At 45.4% G+C, this 25,068-nt stretch carries 20 protein-coding genes, 1 tRNA gene, 3 rRNA genes, 1 other RNA gene and 1 other annotated feature; of the genes, 4 read left to right on the top strand and 21 right to left on the bottom strand.

Annotated features, from left to right (window positions below; all coding sequences use genetic code 11):
* Positions 1 to 23: 23 nt before the first annotated feature.
* The 11 genes from QWT69_RS00225 to ffs all read right to left on the bottom strand — a co-directional run bounded on the left by QWT69_RS00225 (position 24) and on the right by ffs (position 12,485).
* Positions 24 to 206, bottom strand: coding sequence for a hypothetical protein (locus QWT69_RS00225; protein ID WP_317967868.1), 183 nt, complete (start codon positions 204 to 206; stop codon positions 24 to 26).
* 959 nt (positions 207 to 1,165) lie between these two features.
* Positions 1,166 to 1,281: ribosomal RNA gene (rrf, locus tag QWT69_RS00220) — 5S ribosomal RNA — on the bottom strand.
* Between the two features lie 89 nt (positions 1,282 to 1,370).
* A 23S ribosomal RNA gene (locus tag QWT69_RS00215) occupies positions 1,371 to 4,304 on the bottom strand.
* A gap of 275 nt (positions 4,305 to 4,579) precedes the next feature.
* Positions 4,580 to 6,131, bottom strand: a 16S ribosomal RNA gene (locus QWT69_RS00210).
* The 16S, 23S and 5S rRNA genes sit together here, the layout of an rRNA operon.
* A 677-nt stretch (positions 6,132 to 6,808) precedes the next feature.
* Positions 6,809 to 8,185 (bottom strand): alkaline phosphatase, encoded by a 1,377-nt coding sequence (locus QWT69_RS00205; RefSeq protein ID WP_317967866.1) that lies wholly within the window; start codon positions 8,183 to 8,185, stop codon positions 6,809 to 6,811.
* Between the two features lie 245 nt (positions 8,186 to 8,430).
* A complete protein-coding gene (locus QWT69_RS00200; RefSeq protein WP_317967864.1) occupies positions 8,431 to 8,694 on the bottom strand; it encodes a pro-sigmaK processing inhibitor BofA family protein in 264 nt (87 codons plus the stop codon).
* Positions 8,695 to 8,783: 89 nt separating this feature from the next.
* The gene (locus tag QWT69_RS00195; RefSeq protein WP_317967862.1) at positions 8,784 to 9,002 is read right to left on the bottom strand and encodes a YaaL family protein; all 219 of its coding nucleotides are present in this window, start codon (positions 9,000 to 9,002) and stop codon (positions 8,784 to 8,786) included.
* Between the two features lie 12 nt (positions 9,003 to 9,014).
* The gene (recR, locus tag QWT69_RS00190) at positions 9,015 to 9,611 is read right to left on the bottom strand and encodes a recombination mediator RecR (protein WP_317967860.1); all 597 of its coding nucleotides are present in this window, start codon (positions 9,609 to 9,611) and stop codon (positions 9,015 to 9,017) included.
* An 11-nt stretch (positions 9,612 to 9,622) separates the two neighbouring features.
* Positions 9,623 to 9,943, bottom strand: a complete 321-nt coding sequence (locus tag QWT69_RS00185; protein WP_317967858.1) for a YbaB/EbfC family nucleoid-associated protein — start codon at positions 9,941 to 9,943, stop codon at positions 9,623 to 9,625.
* A gap of 24 nt (positions 9,944 to 9,967) precedes the next feature.
* Complete coding sequence (dnaX, locus tag QWT69_RS00180) at positions 9,968 to 11,731, bottom strand: DNA polymerase III subunit gamma/tau (protein WP_317967856.1); 1,764 nt, start codon at positions 11,729 to 11,731, stop codon at positions 9,968 to 9,970.
* Between the two features lie 487 nt (positions 11,732 to 12,218).
* An RNA gene (ffs, locus tag QWT69_RS00175) (signal recognition particle sRNA large type) lies at positions 12,219 to 12,485 on the bottom strand.
* Between the two features lie 206 nt (positions 12,486 to 12,691).
* Between ffs and QWT69_RS00170 the strand changes: the two genes are divergently transcribed.
* A tRNA-Ser gene (locus tag QWT69_RS00170) sits at positions 12,692 to 12,784 on the top strand.
* A 153-nt stretch (positions 12,785 to 12,937) separates the two neighbouring features.
* Here the strand turns inward: QWT69_RS00170 and thrB are convergent.
* The 3 genes from thrB to QWT69_RS00155 are packed head-to-tail and all read right to left on the bottom strand — an operon-like array spanning position 12,938 to position 16,184.
* Entirely contained in the window at positions 12,938 to 13,831 is an 894-nt protein-coding gene (thrB, locus tag QWT69_RS00165; RefSeq protein ID WP_317967854.1) for a homoserine kinase, read from the bottom strand.
* On the bottom strand, positions 13,831 to 14,889 hold the full coding sequence (gene thrC / locus QWT69_RS00160) for a threonine synthase (protein ID WP_317967852.1): 1,059 nt from the start codon (positions 14,887 to 14,889) through the stop codon (positions 13,831 to 13,833). The genes thrB and thrC overlap by 1 nt, the downstream gene beginning before the upstream one ends.
* Positions 14,886 to 16,184, bottom strand: coding sequence for a homoserine dehydrogenase (locus QWT69_RS00155; RefSeq protein WP_317967850.1), 1,299 nt, complete (start codon positions 16,182 to 16,184; stop codon positions 14,886 to 14,888). The genes thrC and QWT69_RS00155 overlap by 4 nt, the downstream gene beginning before the upstream one ends.
* Positions 16,185 to 16,339: 155 nt before the next feature.
* Here QWT69_RS00155 and QWT69_RS00150 point away from each other — a divergent pair, with 155 nt between their 5' ends.
* Complete coding sequence (locus QWT69_RS00150) at positions 16,340 to 17,707, top strand: aspartate kinase (RefSeq protein ID WP_317970822.1); 1,368 nt, start codon at positions 16,340 to 16,342, stop codon at positions 17,705 to 17,707.
* Positions 17,708 to 17,753: 46 nt separating this feature from the next.
* Here the strand turns inward: QWT69_RS00150 and QWT69_RS00145 are convergent, their stop codons facing one another.
* Together QWT69_RS00145 and QWT69_RS00140 are read right to left on the bottom strand one after the other, a co-directional pair.
* Complete coding sequence (locus tag QWT69_RS00145) at positions 17,754 to 18,422, bottom strand: deoxynucleoside kinase (protein ID WP_317967849.1); 669 nt, start codon at positions 18,420 to 18,422, stop codon at positions 17,754 to 17,756.
* Complete coding sequence (locus tag QWT69_RS00140) at positions 18,419 to 19,054, bottom strand: deoxynucleoside kinase (RefSeq protein ID WP_317967847.1); 636 nt, start codon at positions 19,052 to 19,054, stop codon at positions 18,419 to 18,421. Before QWT69_RS00140 ends, QWT69_RS00145 begins: the two co-directional genes overlap by 4 nt.
* A gap of 134 nt (positions 19,055 to 19,188) precedes the next feature.
* On the opposite strand from QWT69_RS00140, the gene tadA reads away from it, so the two are divergent.
* A complete protein-coding gene (gene tadA, locus QWT69_RS00135; protein WP_317967845.1) occupies positions 19,189 to 19,689 on the top strand; it encodes a tRNA adenosine(34) deaminase TadA in 501 nt (166 codons plus the stop codon).
* A 44-nt stretch (positions 19,690 to 19,733) separates the two neighbouring features.
* Here the strand turns inward: tadA and serS are convergent, their stop codons facing one another.
* The 4 genes from serS to QWT69_RS00115 form a co-directional block, all read right to left on the bottom strand.
* The gene (gene serS / locus QWT69_RS00130; RefSeq protein ID WP_317967843.1) at positions 19,734 to 21,008 is read right to left on the bottom strand and encodes a serine--tRNA ligase; all 1,275 of its coding nucleotides are present in this window, start codon (positions 21,006 to 21,008) and stop codon (positions 19,734 to 19,736) included.
* Between the two features lie 67 nt (positions 21,009 to 21,075).
* Positions 21,076 to 21,288, bottom strand: a binding site (T-box leader).
* 191 nt (positions 21,289 to 21,479) lie between these two features.
* Positions 21,480 to 21,818 carry a PepSY domain-containing protein gene (locus tag QWT69_RS00125; protein WP_317967841.1) on the bottom strand — a complete coding sequence of 113 codons (339 nt, stop codon included), beginning with the start codon at positions 21,816 to 21,818 and terminating at the stop codon, positions 21,480 to 21,482.
* Positions 21,819 to 21,957: 139 nt separating this feature from the next.
* Positions 21,958 to 22,296, bottom strand: a complete 339-nt coding sequence (locus QWT69_RS00120; protein WP_317967841.1) for a PepSY domain-containing protein — start codon at positions 22,294 to 22,296, stop codon at positions 21,958 to 21,960.
* 139 nt (positions 22,297 to 22,435) lie between these two features.
* Positions 22,436 to 22,774: a PepSY domain-containing protein gene (locus tag QWT69_RS00115; protein ID WP_317967841.1), complete on the bottom strand. Its 339-nt coding sequence runs from the start codon at positions 22,772 to 22,774 to the stop codon at positions 22,436 to 22,438.
* A gap of 406 nt (positions 22,775 to 23,180) precedes the next feature.
* Between QWT69_RS00115 and QWT69_RS00110 the strand changes: the two genes are divergently transcribed.
* Positions 23,181 to 24,404 (top strand): IS110 family RNA-guided transposase, encoded by a 1,224-nt coding sequence (locus tag QWT69_RS00110; RefSeq protein WP_317967837.1) that lies wholly within the window; start codon positions 23,181 to 23,183, stop codon positions 24,402 to 24,404.
* Positions 24,405 to 24,537: 133 nt separating this feature from the next.
* On the opposite strand, the gene QWT69_RS00105 is transcribed toward QWT69_RS00110, so the two are convergent.
* A complete protein-coding gene (locus QWT69_RS00105) occupies positions 24,538 to 25,005 on the bottom strand; it encodes a hypothetical protein (RefSeq protein ID WP_317967839.1) in 468 nt (155 codons plus the stop codon).
* Positions 25,006 to 25,068 lie beyond the last annotated feature (63 nt).

Raw genomic sequence — 25,068 nt, 5'->3', positions numbered from 1 at the left:
GAAGCAAGGAAATGATCCCTGCGTCACACGTATTTCATTTTCGACAAGCCAATTGAAAGGAACGTTGCTGCGAATACAAGCAACATGGTGATTGGCAACAGTATATCTCCTGTGGACCCACCTTCAGCTATTAACTTTGTAAAAACAGCCATGGCCCACGATTGCGTTACAAAGTTCGCGATTTTCTGCAGGGCGTCGGGCAACATGCTAATCGGCGTCCCCTTCCACACTTTTTATTTCAAATACCCCTCCATACTCTCAACACGTTCTTTCATATTAATTAATCCGAATTTCGGAATGATATTTTTTTGTCCTCTTATCCTGAATTTCCATAATATCTTCTTCTCCAGCAATACGAAGGTAAACGTCACAAGTCTTTGCATTCCCATGTTTTTGTGTGTTCGTCAGCCCCTCTTGGATAATTCTCTTTACCGTAAGCTGTAACGAGACGGAATGGTCATTAAATCGCCTTCGAGCTTAAGACGCATCTCCATATTCGTCATAGATGTAAACTATGATGAACTAGAAGAGGTGGTTAAGCAGTCATAATTATTGAATTTTTGAATTTGAATCGAGTTGAGGTATACGAGCTTGGGTGTAGTCTTGGTATATGAGTGGGTAATCGATTATGACATACGTGTACGTGTGCGGTTTATGGGCATAGGTTGAGCGGTTTATGGGCATAGGTTGAGCGGTTTCCGCAGGGGGTCGAGCGGTTTCCGCATGAGGTTGAGCGGATCCTCTATCAACTTCTATTTAATGCTGATCAATAGAAAAAGACCAATTTGCAAAAAGCACTTCACGCGACATAGGAAGGTCTTTGGACGATTTCCTATCCGCGAATAACGAATGCCGCGGGGCAACGCCCACTCACTAAGTAGCACGATTTCGCGCCTTGCACTGTCGAACTTATTTTAGAGCACAAAAAAACCATCCCCCACAGGGAATGGCTTCTGCCTGGCGACGTCCTACTCTCACAGGGGGAAACCAGTTTCCTGCGTAATTTGCACCGTTGGTGTAAATTACGCAAAGTGGCTTCGCCCCTTTACTACCATCGGCGCTGAAGAGCTTAACCTTTATTAACGAATAAAAAGTCAAAACAACACTCAACCTTCGGTCGAATTTTAACGCACAAAAAAACCATCCCCCACAGGGAATGGCCTTTGCCTGGCGACGTCCTACTCTCACAGGGGGAAACCCCCTACTACCATCGGCGCTGAAGAGCTTAACTTCCGTGTTCGGTATGGGAACGGGTGTGACCTCTTCGCCATCATTACCAGACAACTGAACGATACTTGTTCGTTCAAAACCGGATAAAACAGACATTGTTGCTGAACTCATCACGTTCAACCGTGCGCTCTTTAACATATAAGGTTAAGTCCTCGATCGATTAGTATCCGTCAGCTGCACGTGTCGCCACGCTTCCACCCCGGACCTATCTACCTCATCTTCTTTGAGGGATCTTACTTACTTGCGTAATGGGAAATCTCATCTTGAGGGGGGCTTCATGCTTAGATGCTTTCAGCATTTATCCCTTCCACACATAGCTACCCAGCGATGCCTTTGGCAAGACAACTGGTACACCAGCGGTGTGTCCATCCCGGTCCTCTCGTACTAAGGACAGCTCCTCTCAAATTTCCTGCGCCCGCGACGGATAGGGACCGAACTGTCTCACGACGTTCTGAACCCAGCTCGCGTACCGCTTTAATGGGCGAACAGCCCAACCCTTGGGACCGACTACAGCCCCAGGATGCGATGAGCCGACATCGAGGTGCCAAACCTCCCCGTCGATGTGGACTCTTGGGGGAGATAAGCCTGTTATCCCCGGGGTAGCTTTTATCCGTTGAGCGATGGCCCTTCCATGCGGAACCACCGGATCACTAAGCCCGTCTTTCGACCCTGCTCGACTTGTAGGTCTCGCAGTCAAGCTCCCTTATGCCTTTGCACTCTACGAATGATGTCCAACCATTCTGAGGGAACCTTTGGGCGCCTCCGTTACTCTTTAGGAGGCGACCGCCCCAGTCAAACTGTCCACCTGACACTGTCTCCTGCCCGGATCACGGGCAAGGGTTAGAAGTCCAATACAGCCAGGGTAGTATCCCACCATTGCCTCCTCCGAAGCTGGCGCTCCGGACTCAAAGGCTCCTACCTATCCTGTACAGGCTGCACCGGAATTCAATATCAGGCTACAGTAAAGCTCCACGGGGTCTTTCCGTCCTGTCGCGGGTAATGCGCATCTTCACGCATATTATAATTTCACCGAGTCTCTCGTTGAGACAGTGCCCAGATCGTTACGCCTTTCGTGCGGGTCGGAACTTACCCGACAAGGAATTTCGCTACCTTAGGACCGTTATAGTTACGGCCGCCGTTTACTGGGGCTTCAATTCGAAGCTTCGCTTGCGCTGACCTCTCCTCTTAACCTTCCAGCACCGGGCAGGCGTCAGCCCCTATACGTCACCTTACGGTTTTGCAGAGACCTGTGTTTTTGCTAAACAGTCGCCTGGGCCTATTCACTGCGGCTCTCTCGGGCTTTAACACCCTACCAGAGCACCCCTTCTCCCGAAGTTACGGGGTCATTTTGCCGAGTTCCTTAACGAGAGTTCTCTCGATCACCTTAGAATTCTCTTCTCGCCTACCTGTGTCGGTTTGCGGTACGGGCACCTCCCGCCTCGCTAGAGGCTTTTCTTGGCAGTGTGAAATCAGGGACTCCGGGGAATAATTCCCCTTGCTGTCACAGCTCAATGTTATAGGAACGGGATTTGCCTCGTTCCACACCTCACTGCTTAGACGCGCATGACCAACAGCGCGCTCACCCTATCCTTCTGCGTCCCCCCATTGCTCAAACGGCGGGGAGGTGGTACAGGAATATCAACCTGTTATCCATCGTCTACGCCTTTCGGCCTCGACTTAGGTCCCGACTGACCCTGAGCGGACGAGCCTTCCTCAGGAAACCTTAGGCATTCGGTGGAAGGGATTCTCACCCTTCTTTCGCTACTCATACCGGCATTCTCACTTCCAAGCGCTCCACCAGTCCTTACGGTCTAGCTTCGACGCCCTTGGAACGCTCTCCTACCACTGACACCATAGGTGTCAATCCGCAGTTTCGGTGATCCGTTTAGCCCCGGTACATTTTCGGCGCAACGCCATTCGACCAGTGAGCTATTACGCACTCTTTAAATGGTGGCTGCTTCTAAGCCAACATCCTGGTTGTCTGGACAGCGTCACATCCTTTTCCACTTAACGGATACTTGGGGACCTTAACTGGCGGTCTGGGCTGTTTCCCTCTCGACTACGGATCTTATCACCCGCAGTCTGACTCCCAAACATAAATCATCGGCATTCGGAGTTTGTCTGAATTCGGTAACCCGGGATGGGCCCCTAGTCCAAACAGTGCTCTACCTCCGAGATTCTAACGTTTGAGGCTAGCCCTAAAGCTATTTCGGAGAGAACCAGCTATCTCCAGGTTCGATTGGAATTTCACCGCTACCCACACCTCATCCCCGCACTTTTCAACGTACGTGGGTTCGGGCCTCCAGTAAGTGTTACCTTACCTTCACCCTGGACATGGGTAGATCACCTGGTTTCGGGTCTACGACCCCATACTCATTCGCCCTATTCAGACTCGCTTTCGCTGCGGCTCCGCATTCACTGCTTAACCTTGCATGGAATCGTAACTCGCCGGTTCATTCTACAAAAGGCACGCCATCACCCATTAACGGGCTCTGACAACTTGTAGGCACACGGTTTCAGGATCTATTTCACTCCCCTTCCGGGGTGCTTTTCACCTTTCCCTCACGGTACTGGTACACTATCGGTCACTAGAGAGTATTTAGCCTTGGGAGATGGTCCTCCCGGATTCCGACGGAATTTCACGTGTTCCGCCGTACTCAGGATCCACTCTGGAGGGGATGGACTTTCGACTACGGGGCTATTACCCGCTCTGGCGGACCTTTCCAGGTCGCTTCGTCTAATCCAGCCTTTTGTAACTCCGTATAGAGTGTCCTACAACCCCAGGAAGCAAGCTTCCTGGTTTGGGCTCTTCCCGTTTCGCTCGCCGCTACTAAGGGAATCGATTTTTCTTTCTCTTCCTCCGGGTACTTAGATGTTTCAGTTCTCCGGGTGTGCCTCGTTTACGCTATGTATTCACGTAAACGTACTGCCCCATTAAAGGCAGTGGGTTTCCCCATTCGGAAATCTTCGGATCAAAGCTTACTTACAGCTCCCCGAAGCATATCGGTGTTAGTGCCGTCCTTCTTAGGCTTCTAGTGCCAAGGCATCCGCCGTGCGCCCTTTCTAACTTAACCTTTTCGGTCTTCAATCCGCTGTGACGCTTCATGAATTCCATAAGTGACCACTTCCGCATAGCGATATGCTTCCATGATCGTTAAAAAGACTTGCATTGTTCAATCACTACGTGATTGACTCGGTTGATTAACTTGATGTTTTGTTGCTTCAATGTCGTTCTATCCAGTTTTCAATGAACAAGTTTTGAATTTTCATCCAACAGGATGAACCTTCAAAACTGAACGCAAAACGTCAACGTATGAACCCAAGGTTCATATTCCGTAATAATCCTTAGAAAGGAGGTGATCCAGCCGCACCTTCCGATACGGCTACCTTGTTACGACTTCACCCCAATCATCTGTCCCACCTTCGGCGGCTGGCTCCCGTAAGGGTTACCCCACCGACTTCGGGTGTTACAAACTCTCGTGGTGTGACGGGCGGTGTGTACAAGACCCGGGAACGTATTCACCGTGGCATGCTGATCCACGATTACTAGCGATTCCGGCTTCATGCAGGCGAGTTGCAGCCTGCAATCCGAACTGGGAACGGTTTTATGGGATTGGCTTGCCCTCGCGGGTTTGCAGCCCTTTGTACCGTCCATTGTAGCACGTGTGTAGCCCAGGTCATAAGGGGCATGATGATTTGACGTCATCCCCACCTTCCTCCGGTTTGTCACCGGCAGTCTCCTTAGAGTGCCCAACTGAATGATGGCAACTAAGAATAAGGGTTGCGCTCGTTGCGGGACTTAACCCAACATCTCACGACACGAGCTGACGACAACCATGCACCACCTGTCACCACTGTCCCCGAAGGGAAAGACATGTCTCCATGCCGGTCAGTGGGATGTCAAGACCTGGTAAGGTTCTTCGCGTTGCTTCGAATTAAACCACATGCTCCACCGCTTGTGCGGGTCCCCGTCAATTCCTTTGAGTTTCAGCCTTGCGGCCGTACTCCCCAGGCGGAGTGCTTAATGCGTTAGCTGCAGCACTAAGGGGCGGAAACCCCCTAACACTTAGCACTCATCGTTTACGGCGTGGACTACCAGGGTATCTAATCCTGTTTGCTCCCCACGCTTTCGCGCCTCAGCGTCAGTTACAGACCAGAAAGCCGCCTTCGCCACTGGTGTTCCTCCACATCTCTACGCATTTCACCGCTACACGTGGAATTCCGCTTTCCTCTTCTGTACTCAAGTCCTCCAGTTTCCAATGACCCTCCACGGTTGAGCCGTGGGCTTTCACATCAGACTTAAAGGACCGCCTGCGCGCGCTTTACGCCCAATAATTCCGGACAACGCTTGCCACCTACGTATTACCGCGGCTGCTGGCACGTAGTTAGCCGTGGCTTTCTGACGAGGTACCGTCAAGGTACGGGCAGTTACTCCCGTACTTATTCTTCCCTCGCAACAGAGCTTTACGATCCGAAAACCTTCTTCGCTCACGCGGCATTGCTCCATCAGACTTTCGTCCATTGTGGAAGATTCCCTACTGCTGCCTCCCGTAGGAGTCTGGGCCGTGTCTCAGTCCCAGTGTGGCCGATCACCCTCTCAGGTCGGCTACGCATCGTTGCCTTGGTAGGCCATTACCCCACCAACTAGCTAATGCGCCGCGGGCCCATCCTGCAGTGACAGCCGAAACCGTCTTTCAGAGTTCCTTCATGCGAAGGAACTGATTATTCGGTATTAGCCCCGGTTTCCCGGAGTTATCCCCATCTGCAGGGCAGGTTGCCCACGTGTTACTCACCCGTCCGCCGCTGATATCAGGGAGCAAGCTCCCATTAATCCGCTCGACTTGCATGTATTAGGCATGCCGCCAGCGTTCGTCCTGAGCCAGGATCAAACTCTCCATAATACTGGCTAGTCGATACGAAGCACATTGCGTTGTCAGCTTCAGTCGTTCAGTCAGTCACGTACTGGTGTACGCTCCTTCCTTCACTCCATCGCTTCCTAGCACTGCACTACGTCTCGACCGCCAGAAATAAAGAAAATGAATAGCTCATTTCTTGCTGGCATCAATTAAGATGTCAATTTTGAATCCGAAGATTCGTTTTGTTCCTTCACCGGCAAGCCGGCTGCAGAACTTGTATTGTTGACGTTTTGCTGTTCAGTTTTCAAGGTTCATTTGGTTTCTATTGTCGGTCGCTTCTTTAAGAGGCAACTTTTATATAATACCATCATTGCATCCGCTTTGTCAACAACCTTTTTAAAAAAGTTTTAAACTGTTTTTACAAGCTGTTTTCGTTTCCCTGAAGTGCAACGTTATATAACATAACATCTGTTCTTTTAGAATGCAACCCTTTTATCAAAAATACTTTCCCTTCTATTAAAGTGGCTCTTTCCTTATTTTCAATTTCTCTGTTGCAGCATCAAAACGATACAACGATTTCGTATATAGCTTATTAAAAATCGTTGTTGAAGCGAAAAAGATCCTGCGAATTATACTCTCCGCAGAATCTTCTCTCCTACTTCAACCAAATTTAAACGTTCGTCTAGGACATGAGTGTAGACTTTCAGTATGACTGCGACTCTCTATTCTTTACTTCCTACTAGTTCGAAGATGATTCGTGCATGATCGATATTGTCTAGCAAACCGGCGAAACGTTCTTTCGCTGGACCGTAAGCATAAACAGGCACATCTTCACCTGTATGGCCACCAGTAGTCCACCCGGTATTTGAGCGTTTATCAAAAATGGTTTTGATGGCTTCTTCAATGGCGTTGCCTTTATCACCAGCTGCACTAACCACTTTAATTTCCTGATCAGTCAAAGGCAAGAAATCTTGGTCAATATAAAGTTTCAATGTCGACTCTACATCTGCTCCTGTTGCAATTTGCTGAGCAACGAAAGCCGGCGTCCGTTTTGCTGCTTTGATTTCGTCGACGGACCAATTGTAGACACCATCCGCTCCTATTGAAAATCCGCCCGTCGAGTGATCGGCTGTCGCAACAACTAATGTATGTTTATCCTCTTTCGCAAAGTCAATTGCCGCCTTGAATGCTTTTTCGAAATCTTCCATTTCGCTCATGGCACCGACAATATCGTTACTATGTCCTGCCCAGTCGATTTGACTACCTTCAACCATAAGGAAGAATCCTTTGTCGTTCTTCTTCAATCTATCTATAGCCGCAACTGTCATTTCTTCCAACGACGGCGTATCTGCTGACCGATCAATCATCTTCGGAAGCCCTTCATCTGCGAACAACCCTAAAATTTGCTCATTGCTATCCTTCAATAATTCCGCTTTTGTACTGACATGACTATAGCCATTCTTTTTAAAGGACTCGACAAGGTTCGCGTCTTCCCGAACAAAGTTCTTTTTCCCTCCGCCAAGAAGAACGTCTATTGTATGTTTGCCATTAATGCGTTCTTGATAATAATCATCAGCAATTTCGTCCATGTTTTTCCTACTCTCATTATGAGCGCCGTATGCTGCAGGCGTTGCATGGGTGATTTCGGAGGTAGCCACAAGTCCAGTCGATTTACCGGCCTCTTTTGCGGCTTCCAAAACTGTTTTCACTCTACTCTTATCTTTATCTACTGCAATAGCGTTATTATAGGTTTTTATCCCCGATGACATAGCTGTTGCAGCAGAAGCAGAGTCTGTTATAGAATCGGTTTCATCATTTGGATAGGTCATCTGCTGACCTACTAGGTATTTATCGAACTCAGTCAACTCGACATCGGGTGTCGTTGGATCATCTTTGAAGTAACGATACGCGGATGTATAGGATACCCCCATTCCATCCCCAATCAAGAAGATTACATTTTTGATATCAGCATGATCGTTCGGCTTAACTTGTTCTGCTGATACCCGCTCATTGGCGACGGAACTAATCAATCCACCAAATAACACAGTCGAAATCACAGCTACAGGCACAACTTTCTTGAAAAACTTCTTTTTCAACATTCAAAGACCTCCTATAGTTTTAATCATCTTCAACTATAAGCGAAGAGTATTAATCTACTGTGAAGGTACTGTAAATGTTTAGTATTACTAGCTAGAAGAACCTTACGTTGTGATTTTAAGTATGTAAAAGGAACAGTCCTTTCCAACAAAAAAAATCCTTTATCATGGAGGAAAGTAGTGAACTACTTAAATCCAAAATAAAGAATCTCGTTGATGTATACAGTGATAGTGTATTTCGGAGCACCTTACAAGAAGACCGCGAATGCGAACAATGCCGCGAAACCCGGAATGCCCAATAACGCTAGCAGGAAACCTGACGCAATATTGACCGGGAAGTAGATGCCTACAAAACCTCCAGCTATATTCAGGAGGAAGAGGGCAAGAAATGCAAATGCCAACCGGAACCAAAACACAGACAACTTCTCCGTCAATTTTCCGATCTGTTTCTTATCCATCATTAATAGAAGGAGAAGGATAACCCCTATTACTGCAACTACGATAATTTTCATGGAAAGCGCCCCTTTCGACTAATAGTCCACTCTATGCGCTTCCCTGAACAATTATCACGTGGTTAGCAACGAGAACGACGACGCTGAGTTCATTCACGCGCTACACGGAGGTTCCGTTCTTTTGCTTCTTTGAATAAATGAAAATACTTACTCTCCGCGATTTTACGTCGAACGAGTACCTCTTCATCATGATCATTCAAATACTTCTCAATTTCCCTCGCCTGTTCCCATTCACTCTTCGCTTCCAGGAGCAGGTTCAGCAATCGTTCGTCATATTCTTTCTTCAACTTTCGATTTCGGCCAAACATGGATGTTGCCCCCTATAGTTCCCTACGTCCTTCAAGTGCTTTGGATAACGTCACTTCGTCGGCATATTCAAGGTCTCCGCCAACAGGAAGACCATGAGCAATTCGAGTTGTCGTAATGCCAGATGGTTTTACCAGTCTCGAGATATACATCGCTGTCGCTTCCCCTTCGATTGTCGGGTTCGTCGCCAGTATCAGTTCTTCCACTTCCTCATCTTGCAATCTCGTCAATAAGGAAGGTACGTTAATATCTTCAGGGCCGATGCCATCCATTGGCGAAATCGACCCATGCAGTACGTGGTAAAGACCTTTAAAATCTCGCATTTTCTCCATTGCAATGACATCTTTCGGATCTTGAACGACACAGATCATTGACCGGTCACGCGATGTGTCCTGACAAATATGACATGGGTCAATATCCGTAATGTGTCCACAGACTGAACAAAAACGCAGATTCCTTTTCGCATCGACTAAAGCTTTGGCAAAGTCAAGGACCGTATCCTCTTTCATGCTTAACACAAAAAACGCCAGACGGCCCGCTGTTTTCGGGCCGATACCTGGCAATTTCATAAAACTATCAATGAGTTTTGATATCGGTTCAGGATAGTGCATGTTTTTTCCTCCTAGAACATTCCAGGCAGGTTCAATCCCTTCGTGAATTGACCCATTGTGGAGTTCGATAGTTCTTCAGCTGCTGCCATTGCTTCGTTTGTAGCAATTACAATTAGATCTTGCAGCATTTCAACATCCTCAGGATCTACAACCGTCGGATCGACGATCACTTCAAGCACTTCTTTCTGACCTGAAACGATGACTTTCACCATTCCGCCACCTGCGGATCCTTCCAGACGCTTTTCACCTAGTTCTTCTTGAGCTTCTGCCATTTGCTTTTGCATCTTCTGCATTTGCTTCATCATACCTTGCATATTTCCCATACCGCGCATTGTGATTTCCTCCTCGAATTTGAATTAATCATCATGTACTGTTATGAAGTCCTTGCCAAACATTTTTTCCGCTTCTGATACAATCGGATCGGCATTCTGCTCTTCCGCTTCCTGCATGAAGTTCGGCATCTCTTCCGCCGCACCGCCGTTTCCGCCATCAACGGACTCCGTACCATCGTCCTGTAGCTTCGACAGATCATTATTGCGGATGAATTCCTCTCTCACTTTTAACCAGCCGTCCTCGGGTACATAGACAACATCATATGCCTTACCGGTTTTTGCGAGTAAAGCGTCCGAAAGGCCGGACCGCAGTGAAGGGTTTTCTGATGCCATGAGGCAATGGATTTCATACTTAAATTTTAACACAAAAGCACTGTCAGATGCCGCCACAGGTTCCGTTTCTTCAAGAAGTGCGGAATGTGATCTCTGCATTGTATGCATCATCCCTGCCCATTCTTCCCGGATTACTTGTATATCTTGACGTGTAGCACCTTTAAGCACTTCATTGATCTTACCGGTTGGTATTCGGAAAGACTGTGATGTTTTAGAACCGTTTTTCTTTGGCGGAGCAGCCATTCCCGCTTCCTCTGCCGGACGGACGCCGTTTGCCAATTGTTGTTGGAGCTCACCTATCAGGCGTTCAAGACTCTCCACTTTTTGTGATAAATGCGGATCAGGTGCGTGACTCGATGATGCAACCGGTCCTTCGTAATGAATCATCTTTAACAAAGCAGATTCTACATATACTTTTGCATGATTGGAAAACCGCATTTCTTGCTGTGTTTTCGACAAGATATCGATAAAGGAATACAGTGTTTCAGGTTCGAACGCACTCGACATGGATACAAATCGTTCATCATTGGAGACAAGTTCCAGTAGTTCAGACAAGTCGGGAGCGGTTCTTAATAGTAGAAGATCCCTAAAGAACGTAATTAGGTCCTCCGCTAATCTTGAGACATCTTTTCCTTCGACGATCAGTTGGTCGAGCAACATCAATGCAGCAGCAGCATCTTTGGACAGTAATGCTTCTGCCAATTGATAGAAAATATCTTCCCCAATCGACCCGGTCACCAGCAACGCAGCTTCCGCTGTCAAACGATCACCACTAAAAGATACGACCTGGTCGAGCATGCTGAGCGCATCACGCATACCACCGGAGGCAGCCTGTGCAATGACTTTCAATGCCGCTTCTTCCGCTTCTACTCCAGCGTCCGCAACGACCTGGTTCATACGATCGACGATTTCCGCAGATGTAATTGGTTTAAAGTCGAAGCGTTGACAGCGGGAAATGATCGTCAATGGTAGTTTATGCGGTTCAGTCGTTGCTAAGATGAACACGGCATGTGATGGTGGTTCTTCCAATGTTTTCAACAAGGCATTAAACGCGGAATTCGATAACATATGTACTTCATCAATAATATACACTTTGAAGCGTGCGTTGGAAGGGGCGAATCGCACTTTCTCAATAATGTCCCGGATCTCTTCGACACGTGAATTCGAAGCTGCGTCAAATTCAATGACATCTGTGTTCGAACCTTCCGTAATGCTCAGGCATGTAGGGCATGCATTACACGGTTCTTTTGCCGGTGCCTTCTCACAATTCAACGCTTTTGCAAATACTTTTGCTGCACTCGTTTTCCCTGTCCCCCTCGGACCGGAAAAGAGATACGCGTGAGACGTCTTATTATGGAGAAGAGCGTTCTGCAATGTCTGCTTGACGTGTTTCTGGCCTGACATTTCACCAAAGGATTGCGGTCGATAGACCCGGTAAAAAGCTTGATATACCACGATTTCCCCTCCTTTCTATTCCGAACAGTAGTCCTTATATTATACCATAGATAAGCGAAACATAGTGACTTGAGCTTTTAATAATAAGATCACTTTAAGGCCGGATTCTATTTGTTCGTGTTTTCATGAATAATTCATTAAAGGTCATAAATAGTATATACTATTTAAAATAGTCAAATTCGGAGGCGTGCATGCATGAATAACAAAAACCTCAAATGGGTCAGTTTAGCAATTGCGCTCGTGTTCCCTTTCCAATGGCTTTCATCGAGAAACAATCCCTTCAGCATCTTTGAACTATCATCGCATCCATTCAATGACATCTATTTTGACCTAAGCTTATTAGCCGTGAACTTCTTGATTGTTTATTTCATCCTAAAAAAAGTATGCGCATCATACGCTTATAGGAAGTCGTTAGATTCTTAACACTATAACCAGCCACGAAAAAACCCGCCCAACGAATGGACGGGTCAAACTTACTTATGTAATGCCGTGCACCTTCCTTCGACTGCCGCACATAAGCGTAACTCTTGTCGACAGCTCAGCCTAGGCTGCCCCGCGGCACATGAGAAATACCACTTAATGCTGCTTCCTTCCGGACCTGACATGGTTCATGGGTTCCCATTGCGCAGGACCCAGGCGTCAACACTACGTGCAAAAGGCAGACCCTACATGCGGACAGCCTCAGGAAAGGGATTCAGTCTTGCTAGAGCGGATTGCAAGCTACAGGGCACCGCTAATTCCCCACCTAGCACGGCTCTCTTAGTATACTCATTTATGAGAATGAAATCAACTCATCCCGTTTGAATCTTTTTAGTTTCTCTACGAATTAGTTGCTTGAATTCCTATTACAAGCGACACAAACAGGCTATTTCAACAAGCCTCGAATAAATTCTTCAATAATCGACATAATAATGGTTGACACCTTTTTAAATTCATGTTAAATTATTATTTGTTCAACACGGAGGAATACCCAAGCCCGGCTGAAGGGATCGGTCTTGAAAACCGACAGGGGTGTTAAAGCCCGCGGGGGTTCGAATCCCTCTTCCTCCGCCATATTTTTTTAACGCGCATACGTTGGAAATGAAACTCAAAACTCTGTTTTGAATTTCACCTGAAACGATAAATCGCCCGACCGGCACAACCGGTCGGGTTTTTTGTATGTTTTTCTTCAATAAAGACTTCACCTTAGTTGAATCCCACGGAAGCTCACTCTATCCTTGCCCCTGTTTCAGCAGGCTTTAATGCCATCACGTCGTAATAAGGAAATTTCACTGCTAATTTTTCAGCCATTTGCTGTTCTTGACCATCTTGCACTGCTACAAACAATGACGGGCCCGCGCCGCTAATCGTCATTCCATATGCACCAAGCGAGTGGCAGTAAGTGCGAATTTCATCAAAAAAAGGAAAGAGCGGTTTTCGGAACCTTTCATGAAAAACATCTTTTTCCATCATCCGTCCAGCCAGTGCCCAATCCCCTATCGCGATCGCGGTTGTCAGCAAGCTACCCGCGGCACTGCCTGCCGCCGCCTCGGTATGTCGCAGGTCGGTAGGCAGAAGTCCCCTGGAATCGCTTGTTTTTAAAGCTTCAGGCGGAACAAGAATAACAGCTCCTATCGTGGGTTTTGGCAATTGGATAACTTCCATCGCATCCTCCACAAAATATGAGACTGTCACGCCACCGAACAGAGCCGCTGTGACATTATCTGAATGCCCCTCCAATTCACTGCCTAAACGGGCTTTTTCAATCGGTGTGAATGTAAGATGCAGCAGCCTTTCCGCGACGACAATTCCCGCGGCAATCGCGGTTGCACTACTGCCGAGTCCTTTGCCAAGCGGAATGTCTGATTGCACATGGAGCTGATAGGATTCTATTTCCTTGCCATATCGTTGCGCCACTTCCTTGACGGTACGAACGATTAGATTGTCCTCTCCAGTCGTCAAGTCCGCATATTCTTCACCGGCATATTGAACAGACCATATAGTAGCAGGTGTAACCGCAACGCGCATATATAATGCGAGTGCCATGCCAACACTGTCATACCCAGGGCCAAGGTTTGCTGTCGTCGCTGGAACGACAACCGTAAACATCGGCGCCGCCATCAGTTGCCGCCTGCCTTCAACTCATTCAAAAACGCATTGAATTCTTCTGTAGTCAAAAACGGTTTTCCTTCATTGACTTGTATCGCCGTCTCGGGGTCTTTCAATCCGTTTCCTGTCAGCACACCGACAATCGTCGTACCTTTTTCGATCAAACCGGCATCCAACTGCTTTTTGATGCCTGCAATGGTTGCACATGATGCAGGTTCTGCAAATATTCCATCCGTTGAAGCAAGTAGACTATAAGCTTCCAGGATCTCTTCATCCGTGGCAGACAGAATAATGCCTTCTGATTCTTCAAGTGCCGCTGTCGCCAAATGCCAACTCGCTGGATTTCCAATACGAATTGCCGTTGCAATCGTTTCAGGTTCTTCAAACACGCGGTCATAGACGATTGGTGCCGCCCCGTCCGCTTGCACACCTAACAACTTCGGTGTGCCAAAACCTGTTTTGGAATCATATTCCTTAAACCCTTTCCAAGCAGCAGAAATGTTGCCCGCATTACCGACCGGCAAAGCAAATATGTCCGGAACTTTCCCTAATTGCTCAATCGTTTCAAATGCGATTGTTTTTTGTCCTTCTAAACGGTACGGGTTTACCGAGTTGACGAGTGCAATCTTTCCTTCGCCGACTTCGCGGACCATTCGAAGCGCCTCATCAAAATTGCCTTCAATCGCAACAATTTCAGCACCGTACATTTTAGCCTGCGCCAATTTACCAAGTGCAATCCGTCCTTCCGGGATGACAACGATTGTACGCATCCCTGCGCGTGCACCATAGGCTGCTGCAGAAGCGGATGTGTTGCCCGTCGATGCACATATGAGCGCGGTTTTACCTTCTTCTTTCGCTTTAGCGACAGCCATCACCATGCCGCGATCCTTAAAAGAGCCTGTTGGGTTTGTCCCTTCCGTTTTAACGTACAGGTGAATGCCCCATTGTTCGGATAGGTTTTTTAAATGGATAAGCGGTGTGTTTCCTTCTTGTAATGTGAGTTCAGGTGTTTCATCCGTCACTGGCAACCATTCTTTGTATTCTTCGATTAATCCATTCCATCTTCTCATCTATTTTCGCCCTCCACTCGGTAATAACTGATGACTTTATTAACTTCTGGTGCTTGTTGCAAGTCTTGCAAGATGTTTTGGTGTTGTTGCCGCGATATATGATGGGTAATCATGATCAAATCAACTTCATTATTCGGTTTACCCTCAGGTTGGACGACGGTTGCGATGCTTGCACCGTGTTTGCTGTAAATCGATGACAGGTTCGTCAGTACACCAACCTGGTCCTTAATGGAGATGCGGTGAAAATAACGTCCGATGATTTGGCTGTCATTCTTCACTTCGCATGTGAATTGCGGTGCGTGCATTCGCTTTCCATTGACGCCGAGCAATAAGTTACGACAAGCAGCAATGACGTCGCCCGTGACCGAAGTGGCTGTTGGCAAAGAACCCGCTCCCGGTCCGTAGAACATCGTCTCTCCGACGGCATCTCCATATACATATACTGCGTTGAATTCATTATTGACGGAAGCAAGCGGATGCGAATTCTGGATGAAAACCGGTTCCACTGCCACTTCAATGCCATCCTCATCCTTTTTTGCAGAACCTGCCATTTTTACGGTATACCCGAAATGCTCCGCAAGCTCCAGATCCCCGTCCTGAATGACGCCCATCCCTCTAACGAATACATCATCCATATGTACTTCCGTTGAAAACGCAAGTGAAGCGAGAATGACCATTTTCCGTGCCGCATCGATACCGTCAACGTCTGCAGATGGGTCCGATTCCGCAAATCCGAGCTCGGTCGCTTCCGCTAAGGCTTCTTCGTAAGTTTTCTTTTCATGTTTCATTTTCGTGAGGATGAAGTTCGTCGTGCCGTTCACAATACCAGTCAAGGCACGGATCCGGTCGGATGCCAGGCCATCTTCAAGTGTCCGGATAAGAGGTATCCCCCCTCCAACACTTGCTTCATAGAAGAGATCGCATTTATTCTCATCAGCCAATTTCAATAAGTCGAATCCTGATTCAGCCATCACATCTTTATTCGCTGTAACAACACCTTTGCCTGCTCGCAAAGCCCGTTCAATCGCCTCTTTCGCTTCCGTCGTGCCCCCCATAACTTCCACAATCAAATCAATAGACCTGTCTTCGATTAACTCGTCGATGTCCGTCGTGAATGTCTCTTGTGCCAATGCCGTATCTCTCTTTTTAGTGGCGTCTTTTACGAGCACTTTTTTTATCTTTACAGGAACACCTAATTTATAACTCAAGTCGGCTTGGTGTTCATGCAGAATTGTTGCCACACCACTGCCTACAACACCAAATCCGAGCAAACCAATTGTTATTTCACTTTTCATTGACGATTCTCCTCGCTATATGTACACTATAAAAATACATTCGTTCTTTCCATAAGGACATTATAGAGAAATAAATCTTCAATAACAACCCCATTTATGGTAAAGTTCAATATATCATGCAATTGCCATTTCACTAAGAATAGGATCTGATGAATATGATAGTGTGCAAATTCGGTGGCACTTCCGTTGCCTCTGCCGAACAAATTCGAAAAGTAGTCGACATCGTTTCTTCCAACAAAGACCGTAAAATTGTTGTGGTCTCCGCTCCAGGCAAACGATTCTCTGAAGATATGAAAGTGACAGATCTGCTTATACTCCTTGCTAATAAGGCTCTTGCAAATGAAGATATCGAGGCTGCATTATCCGATGTCGTCGAACGCTTCCGAAGTATTGCGCTAGACCTCGGAATGGACGGAACAATCGCGGATGAAATCGAAACCGATTTACGGGAACGTCTCGGTAGGGATAAAGAAGATACACTCTTATATATGGATAAAATGAAAGCAGCCGGTGAAGATAATAACGCGAAGATGATTGCGGCCTATTTCAGCTTCATCGGAATGGAAGCCCAGTATGTAAGTCCGAAAGAAGGCGGACTGCTTGTCAGCGACAGACCGGAACGCGTGCGTGCATTACCGGAAGGGGATAATCGCCTGGCGAAACTGCGGGATCTTCCCGGTATTATTGTTTTCCCAGGATTCTTTGGTTATACAAATGACGGAACAATTCGAACGTTCAACCGTGGCGGATCCGATATAACAGGGTCAATTATTGCCGCGGCAACTAAAGCGGATCTCTATGAAAACTTCACGGATGTCGATTCCGTATTCGCTGCTAATCCGACGATTATCGAAAACCCTGTAGCCATTGATAAAATGACTTACCGGGAAATGCGGGAATTGGCCTACGCCGGTTTCTCTGTGTTTCATGATGAAGCACTTATACCGGCATTTCGTAAATCGATTCCTGTGAGCATCAAAAACACAAATAATCCTAATGCCCCGGGCACACTAATTGTCAAGGAACGGGATTATAATGAGCAACAAGTTATCGGAATCGCCGCAGACAGTGGATTTACGACGATTTATGTAGATAAATACTTGATGAACTTAGAAATCGGTTTCGGACGCAGGCTCCTTCAGATTTTTGAAGAAGAAGATATTTCTTATGAGCATACACCTTCCGGCATTGATAATCTGTCTATCATCGTACGAACTCGCTATTTGCCTGAGGATAAAGAGAAGAAGATTGTAGAACGAATCCATAAAGAACTAGAACCGGATGCCGTCATTGTGGAGCATGATTACTCTATGATTGTACTCGTTGGGGAAGGCATGCAGTATACAACCGGTCTTGCGGCACGCGCAGCAAGTGCCATCGCACGCACCGGCAGTAATATCGACATGATCAACCAAGGTTCATCGGAAGTCAGTTTAGTATTCGGTGTGAAAAAACAAGACGAGACAAAAATTCTGAAAGAGTTATATAAGGAGTTTTTCGTAAATTCCTTCACGCGTGTATAAAAAAAGGGATGAATTCATCGGAATTCATCCTTTTTCATATTTATATTTACTTTTTTAACGCAGAAGACAAATTCAGCATATTGCCGATACGCTCTACAATCGATTCAACTTCGTCCGGATTCTTTTTCAAGTCATAGTCTGTAATATCGATTCGCAGCACAGGGCATGAATTAAATGAATCGATCCACGTCACATATCTATTATGCAGTTCTTCCCAATAGGCAAGCGGCGTGTCCTGTTCCATTTGGCGCCCACGCTCCTGAATACGTGTAAGTATCGTATCAAACGGTCCATCCAAATAGACGAGTAAATCAGGATGCGGGAAATACGGCGTCATCACCATCGCATCAAACAATTTCGTATATGTATCATAATCGACAGGATCCATCGTCCCTTTGTCTTTATGCATCTTCGCGAAAATCCCTGTATCTTCGTAAATGGAACGGTCTTGTATAAAGCCGCCGCCATATTCGAAAATCCGCTTCTGTTCTTTAAACCGTTCTGCCAGGAAATAAATCTGTAAATGGAAGCTCCATTGCTCAAAATTGTCATAGAAACGATCCAAATATGGATTTTCATCAACATTCTCAAGAGAAGTGCGGAAATCGAGCGCTTTCGCCAATGCATTTGTCATCGTCGACTTCCCAGCACCAACTGTTCCCGCTATTGTAATAACAGCACTATTGGGAATGCCGTACTTTTCACGTAAATTCATTGTTTTGCCCCTTTTCGTATCGTCTCATCGACTTTGCTTAATAAGAGTTGCAAGTCTCCGGCATCATTTACAAAGTCAATTTCATCCCCATTGACATGAAGGACAGGAATCTCCGGATGAGTCTCTTCAAAGTTTGAGACGAACACTTCATAGTCGTCCGACAGTTGCTGCAAATACGCCGGATCGATATTTTTTTCAAAATCCCTTCCACGCAATTCAATCCGTTTCATGAGTGTGCCCAGGGAAGCATGAAGATAAATAATCACATTCGGTACGGGCATGTCCCTCGTCAGAATCCGATAGATTTCTTCATACTTTACATATTCTTCTGCCGGAAGCGTCCGCTTTGCGAAAATCAGATTCTTAAAAATGTGATAATCTGCGACAACAGGTTGCTGTTCATATAAAAACTTCTTTTGAATATCACTTAGTTGTTTGTAGCGGTTACAGAGGAAATACATTTCCGTCTGGAAACTCCACTCCTCGATATCATCATAAAATTTATTCAGAAATGGATTTTCATCCACGATTTCACGTAACTGATGGAACTGTTGCGATTCTGCGATCGCTTTTGAGAGAGTTGTTTTCCCGACGCCAATCGGACCCTCAACCGTAATGAACGGAACAGACATAAAAAGCTCTCCTTTGATTCGTCAATTTCTGCACTTCATTTTACCACAGAGCAAAGATGAAACATAGACCATTCGGAAGGATATAGCAAAGAGCTATTCAAGGATGATACACTACACATAAGGAGCGATTGCAAATGGATGAAATGACGACAGATCACCGCTTCATGCAGTTGGCTATAGAAGAAGCGAGAAAAGCCGAAGCACTTGGTGAAGTACCAATTGGCGCGGTTATCGTAAAAGATGGCGAGGTCATTGCGCGCTCTCATAATTTACGGGAAACGTCTCAAAATGCGGTAACACATGCCGAACTTACAGCTATACAGGATGCATGTGAAGCAGTCGGCAGCTGGCGGTTAGAAGAGACGACATTGTATGTCACGCTTGAACCTTGCCCGATGTGCGCAGGTGCCATACTTCAATCACGGATTCCGCGCGTTGTTTACGCAGCACGTGACCCGAAAGGCGGGTGTGTCGATTCGTTGTACCGGTTATTGAATGACGAGCGATTCAATCATGAATGTGACGTTTCGGAAGGCGTGCTGGCAGAAGAATGCAGCGCGATGCTAACTGATTTTTTCCGTGCATTACGAGATAAGAAAAAAGCACAAAAAAGAGCGATGCGGGAAGTGGAATAAACTTCTGCATCGCTCTTTTTCTACTGATAAATCAAATCGACCGATTACTTAATGACTTCTCTGCCACCCATGTACGGACGCAATACTTCAGGAATCATGACAGATCCATCTTCTTGCTGGTAATTTTCAAGGATTGCAGCGACTGTCCGGCCAACCGCTAGACCACTGCCGTTTAATGTATGCACAAATTCAGGTTTAGCACCCGGCTCGCGGCGGAAACGGATTGACGCACGTCTTGCTTGGAAATCTTCGAAGTTTGAACAAGAAGAGATTTCACGGTACGTCCCTTGCGTTGGAATCCATACTTCAAGATCATATTTCTTCGCAGCTGTGAAGCCAAGATCCGCTGTACACATCTTTAAGGCACGGTACGGCAAGCCTAGCAACTGCAATACTTTTTCAGCATGACCTGTCAGTTTTTCCAACTCATCATAAGAATCTTCTGGCTTCACGAAGCGAACAAGCTCAACTTTATTGAACTGATGCTGGCGAATTAACCCACGTGTATCACGTCCTGCGGAACCTGCCTCTGAACGGAAGTTTGTGCTGTATGCTGTAAATGCCACAGGCAGTTGTGCACCGTCCAGAATTTCATCACGGTAGAAGTTCGTTACCGGTACTTCAGATGTCGGAATTAAGAAATAGTCCTCTTCCTCAACTAGGAACGCATCCTCTTCGAATTTCGGCAATTGACCAGTACCTGTTAAGCTCGTGCGGTTTACCAAGTAGGGCGGTAGCATTTCTTCATAGCCATGCTCATCGACATGAAGGTCCATCATAAAGCTGATCAACGCACGTTCCAAGCGTGAACCAAGGCCACGATAGAATACGAAACGGCTTCCCGCCACTTTCGCTGCACGTTCAAAATCAAGTAATTTCAAATCTGTTCCAATTTCCCAGTGGGGTTTCGGTTCAAACGTAAATTCAGGCTTCTCGCCCCACGTACGGATTTCCACGTTGTCATCTTCGCTGTCGCCGACAGGAACACTTTCATGAGGAATGTTCGGGATACGCATCACTACATAATTGAGTTCTTCTTCGACTTTGTGCAACTCTTCATCCAATGTTTTAATCTCATCGCCGACTTCACGCGTACGAGCGATAACGTCATCCGCATTTTCCTTGTTGCGTTTCATCTCCGCCACTTTTTGTGACACTTCATTGCGCTCCGCTTTTAACACTTCTACTTTTGCGATTAATTCCCGACGTTTGTCATCCAAACCAACGAATTTATCCAAATCGGACAGATCTTCTCCACGTTTCGCAAGCTTTTCTTTCACTCCATCGAAATCTGCACGTAACTTTTTAATATCCAACATGTTTTTTCCTCCTCTAATGGAAATTGACGACGATTTGAAGACACAAAAAAAGCCCTCCATCCCCTATAATAGGGACGAGAACTACCCGCGTTGCCACCCAAATTGATCAGCAAATGCGCTGATCCACTCGTTGAAATAACGGTTCAATGTCCGGCTGGGCTTACTATTCGTTCAACCCGGCTACTCAGGGACGGATTCACAAGTGTCTTTACCAGCTTCCACCACCCGCTGGCTCTCTACAAAAAACATACTCGCTACTGCTTCCCATCATCGTCTGATGTATTAAATTATCATTACTTTACTACATACGAAACTTTTTAGCAAGAATATAACAGCGTTTGTGAAGCCTTCTTACCCAAAAAAACTGCACTATCAATTCTTACTGTTCAAAAAAAGAGATAGCAATTGCTACCTCTCAGATTTTTCTTGCTCCACAATCGCGCCCATTACTTGAACAGTAAAATGGGATACTTAGTTTAACGGTCCATAAATATCAATGAGTTTACCTGTATAAGCATCTATAACAACTGTTGGCTCTGCACCATTATTTTTTAGAGTGACTTCCCAATTCATTCTATTTGTTAAGTTGCTCCAAAAATCATTCTTTTGATTTAGCGATACAACAACGTTTTCTAATGGAGTATCATTCCAATCATAGTCTGAAAATGACTTTCCCCACTCCTTTGGTGGATTTTGCAAGTGTTTTTCTGCACTTACTATCGCTTCTCCTGTACTCATAATTGGCAACTGATATGAGTATAAAGAAATCATTGCCATAATAATAACTAAACCCAATAGCAACTTTTTCAAATGTGCACTCCTCCTTGTCAGTGTAAATCCCTTCTGTTATTAAGTATTTTGCCCAAAATAATTTGGCACATTTACGTGATCTGGACGCAATCACTTTTTAAGCAATCGCGCCCATTACTTGAACAGTAAAATGGGATACTTAGTTTAACGGTCCATAAATATCAATGAGTTTACCTGTATAAGCATCTATAACAACTGTTGGCTCTGCACCATTATTTTTTAGAGTGACTTCCCAATTCATTCTATTTGTTAAGTTGCTCCAAAAATCATTCTTTTGATTTAGCGATACAACAACGTTTTCTAATGGAGTATCATTCCAATCATAGTCTGAAAATGACTTTCCCCACTCCTTTGGTGGATTTTGCAAGTGTTTTTCTGCACTTACTATCGCTTCTCCTGTACTCATAATTGGCAACTGATATGAGTATAAAGAAATCATTGCCATAATAATAACTAAACCCAATAGCAACTTTTTCAAATGTGCACTCCTCCTTGTCAGTGTAAATCCCTTCTGTTATTAAGTATTTTGCCCAAAATAATTTGGCACATTTACGTGATCTGGACGCAATCACTTTTTAAGCAATCGCGCCCATTACTTGAACAGTAAAATGGGATACTTAGTTTAACGGTCCATAAATATCAATGAGTTTACCTGTATAAGCATCTATAACAACTGTTGGCTCTGCACCATTATTTTTTAGAGTGACTTCCCAATTCATTCTATTTGTTAAGTTGCTCCAAAAATCATTCTTTTGATTTAGCGATACAACAACGTTTTCTAATGGAGTATCATTCCAATCATAGTCTGAAAATGACTTTCCCCACTCCTTTGGTGGATTTTGCAAGTGTTTTTCTGCACTTACTATCGCTTCTCCTGTACTCATAATTGGCAACTGATATGAGTATAAAGAAATCATTGCCATAATAATAACTAAACCCAATAGCAACTTTTTCAAATGTGCACTCCTCCTTGTCAGTGTAAATCCCTTCTGTTATTAAGTATTTTGCCCAAAATAATTTGGCACATTTACGTGATCTGGACGCAATCACTTTTTAAGCAATCGCGCCCGATTGTGGAAGACCGTTATTGAACTAAAGCACCCGTTAGCCATCCATGTAGCGCAAAAACAGCACTACACCACAGAGGATGAAAATGTGTGTAGAACGGGTATCGGATACTACGGCTGGGAGAGGAAGGTCGATCAACTATGGTGCCATAGAGCCCGTCCGTTAGTCTGACTCCATCGACCACGGTGCATGACAGAATGTCGCTCCCTTACGGGAAGCACTCATGGGAGATTAATCCTACTCTGGTTGATGCACCAGCCTCCAATACTATTTGCCGTGGAAAGGATGATTACAATGGAAGTAATCATTGAACGCGCATGTGGGATGGACGTTCACAAGGATTCCATTACCGCATGTATCATGACTCCAAAAGGAAAGGAGATTCAAACGTTTTCCACTAAAACTGTATTTCTAATACAGTTAATCGACTGGATCAAGGAGCATGGGTGTACCCACGTAGCAATGGAGAGTACAGGTGTATTTTGGAAGCCGATCGTTAACTTACTTGAAGCAGAGAATATCGAGTTTTTAGTAGTCAATGCTCAACATATGAAAGCAGTACCCGGTCGCAAGACCGATGTGAAGGATGCTGAATGGATAGCCAAACTTCTTCGACATGGTCTGCTTAAAGCAAGTTTCATCCCCGACCGAAATCAGCGAGAACTACGAGAGTTAGTCCGATACCGTAGAAGTATCATTGAAGAGCGCGCAAGACAACATAATCGGATTCAAAAAGTACTAGAAGGAGCGAATATCAAGCTAGGCTCCGTTGTCTCCGATATTATGGGCGTTTCGGCTCGTGACATGCTTAATGCCATCGCAGATGGCGTAGACGATCCGGAAAAACTTGCGGACTTCGCTCGTCGTTCAATGAAAAAGAAAAAAGATGAACTAGAACTTGCCCTTCGCGGATATATTAGTTCACATCAACGCCTCATGATAAAAACCATTCTCACTCATATCGACTTTCTAACTGAACAGGTTGAGATTCTAAATCAAGAGATAGCTAATCGACTATCCTCTCACCAAGCAGATATTGAACGTTTGGATTCCATTCCTGGCGTTGCGACTCGTATGGCTGAACAAATCCTCGCTGAAATAGGAACCGATGTTGGGAATCAATTCCCTAGCTCTTCCCATTTATGTTCCTGGGCAGGATTAGTACCCGGCCATAACGAAAGTGCTGGCAAAAGGAAATCGTCAACTATGAAAAAAGGAAACAAATATCTAAAGTCAGCTTTGATAGAAGCCGCTCACTCATTAAGAGGTTCAAAAACTTATCTCGGAGCGATGTATAGACGTACAGCAGCACGGAAAGGTAAAAAACGTGCTGGTATCTCAGTCGCCCACGCCATTTTGAGGATTGCCTATTATCTTTTAACACGAAAAGAAATGTACGTAGACTTGGGTGAGGATTACTTCGATAAACAAAAACAGCAATCCATTGTACGGTATTCTGTTCGAAGGCTCGAAAACTTAGGTTACAGCGTTACAATCACTGAACCAGAAGCCTCCTGATCCAACAAATAATTTGATCCAATCCTAGGCGCTGCATTTTTTTAAAAAACCTGAGCTGCGTCTTCTTTAGTGTTGCTTTTTTCAGCGAAGTTGAGAGTTTAATTTTCATGGGAGTTGAACAAGGAAAAACGTTTTATAAAGTGGTCTTAGTTAAAGTAATGCTCGGTTCATAGTCATTAATAACCTCGACTATTCCTGTGTCCACGGGAAATATATGGTGTTCTAAACCACCTGCTAAATCACCGGGAAAATCTGGTTTGAACCGATCTAAATAATCAGAGTCCACTGCTTTATAAAAACAAGTCTCAAAATTGTTTAGACGACTCTTATCCCTGGCTGCCTCTGCTTGGGAGGCAAGCATGGACATTGGGATTTCACTGGTATAACGAAAAGATACAACAAAGTCTCCCAAGTAGTTTGTACTCTTATCATATGTGATATCTACTGTAGTTCTCATTTTATCAACTAGAGTTATAGTTAGTCCCTTGTCACCGAAACTCATGTCGAATTTAACTACTTGAATAAACCCTTTAGTAATTTCATCAGTAGGTTTCCAAGTGATGAGTGTTGGTTTTCTTATCATGCTCTGACCACCTTTCATATGAACCCTCATAGTACTAATTTTATCATAAGTAACTGAATGACCATGGGTTTGTATAAGTGC

This window comes from Sporosarcina oncorhynchi, assembly GCF_033304615.1.
Classification (GTDB): domain Bacteria; phylum Bacillota; class Bacilli; order Bacillales_A; family Planococcaceae; genus Sporosarcina; species Sporosarcina oncorhynchi.
Note: the sequence above shows the minus strand (reverse complement) of the source record. Positions and strands in the feature narration are given on the sequence as shown.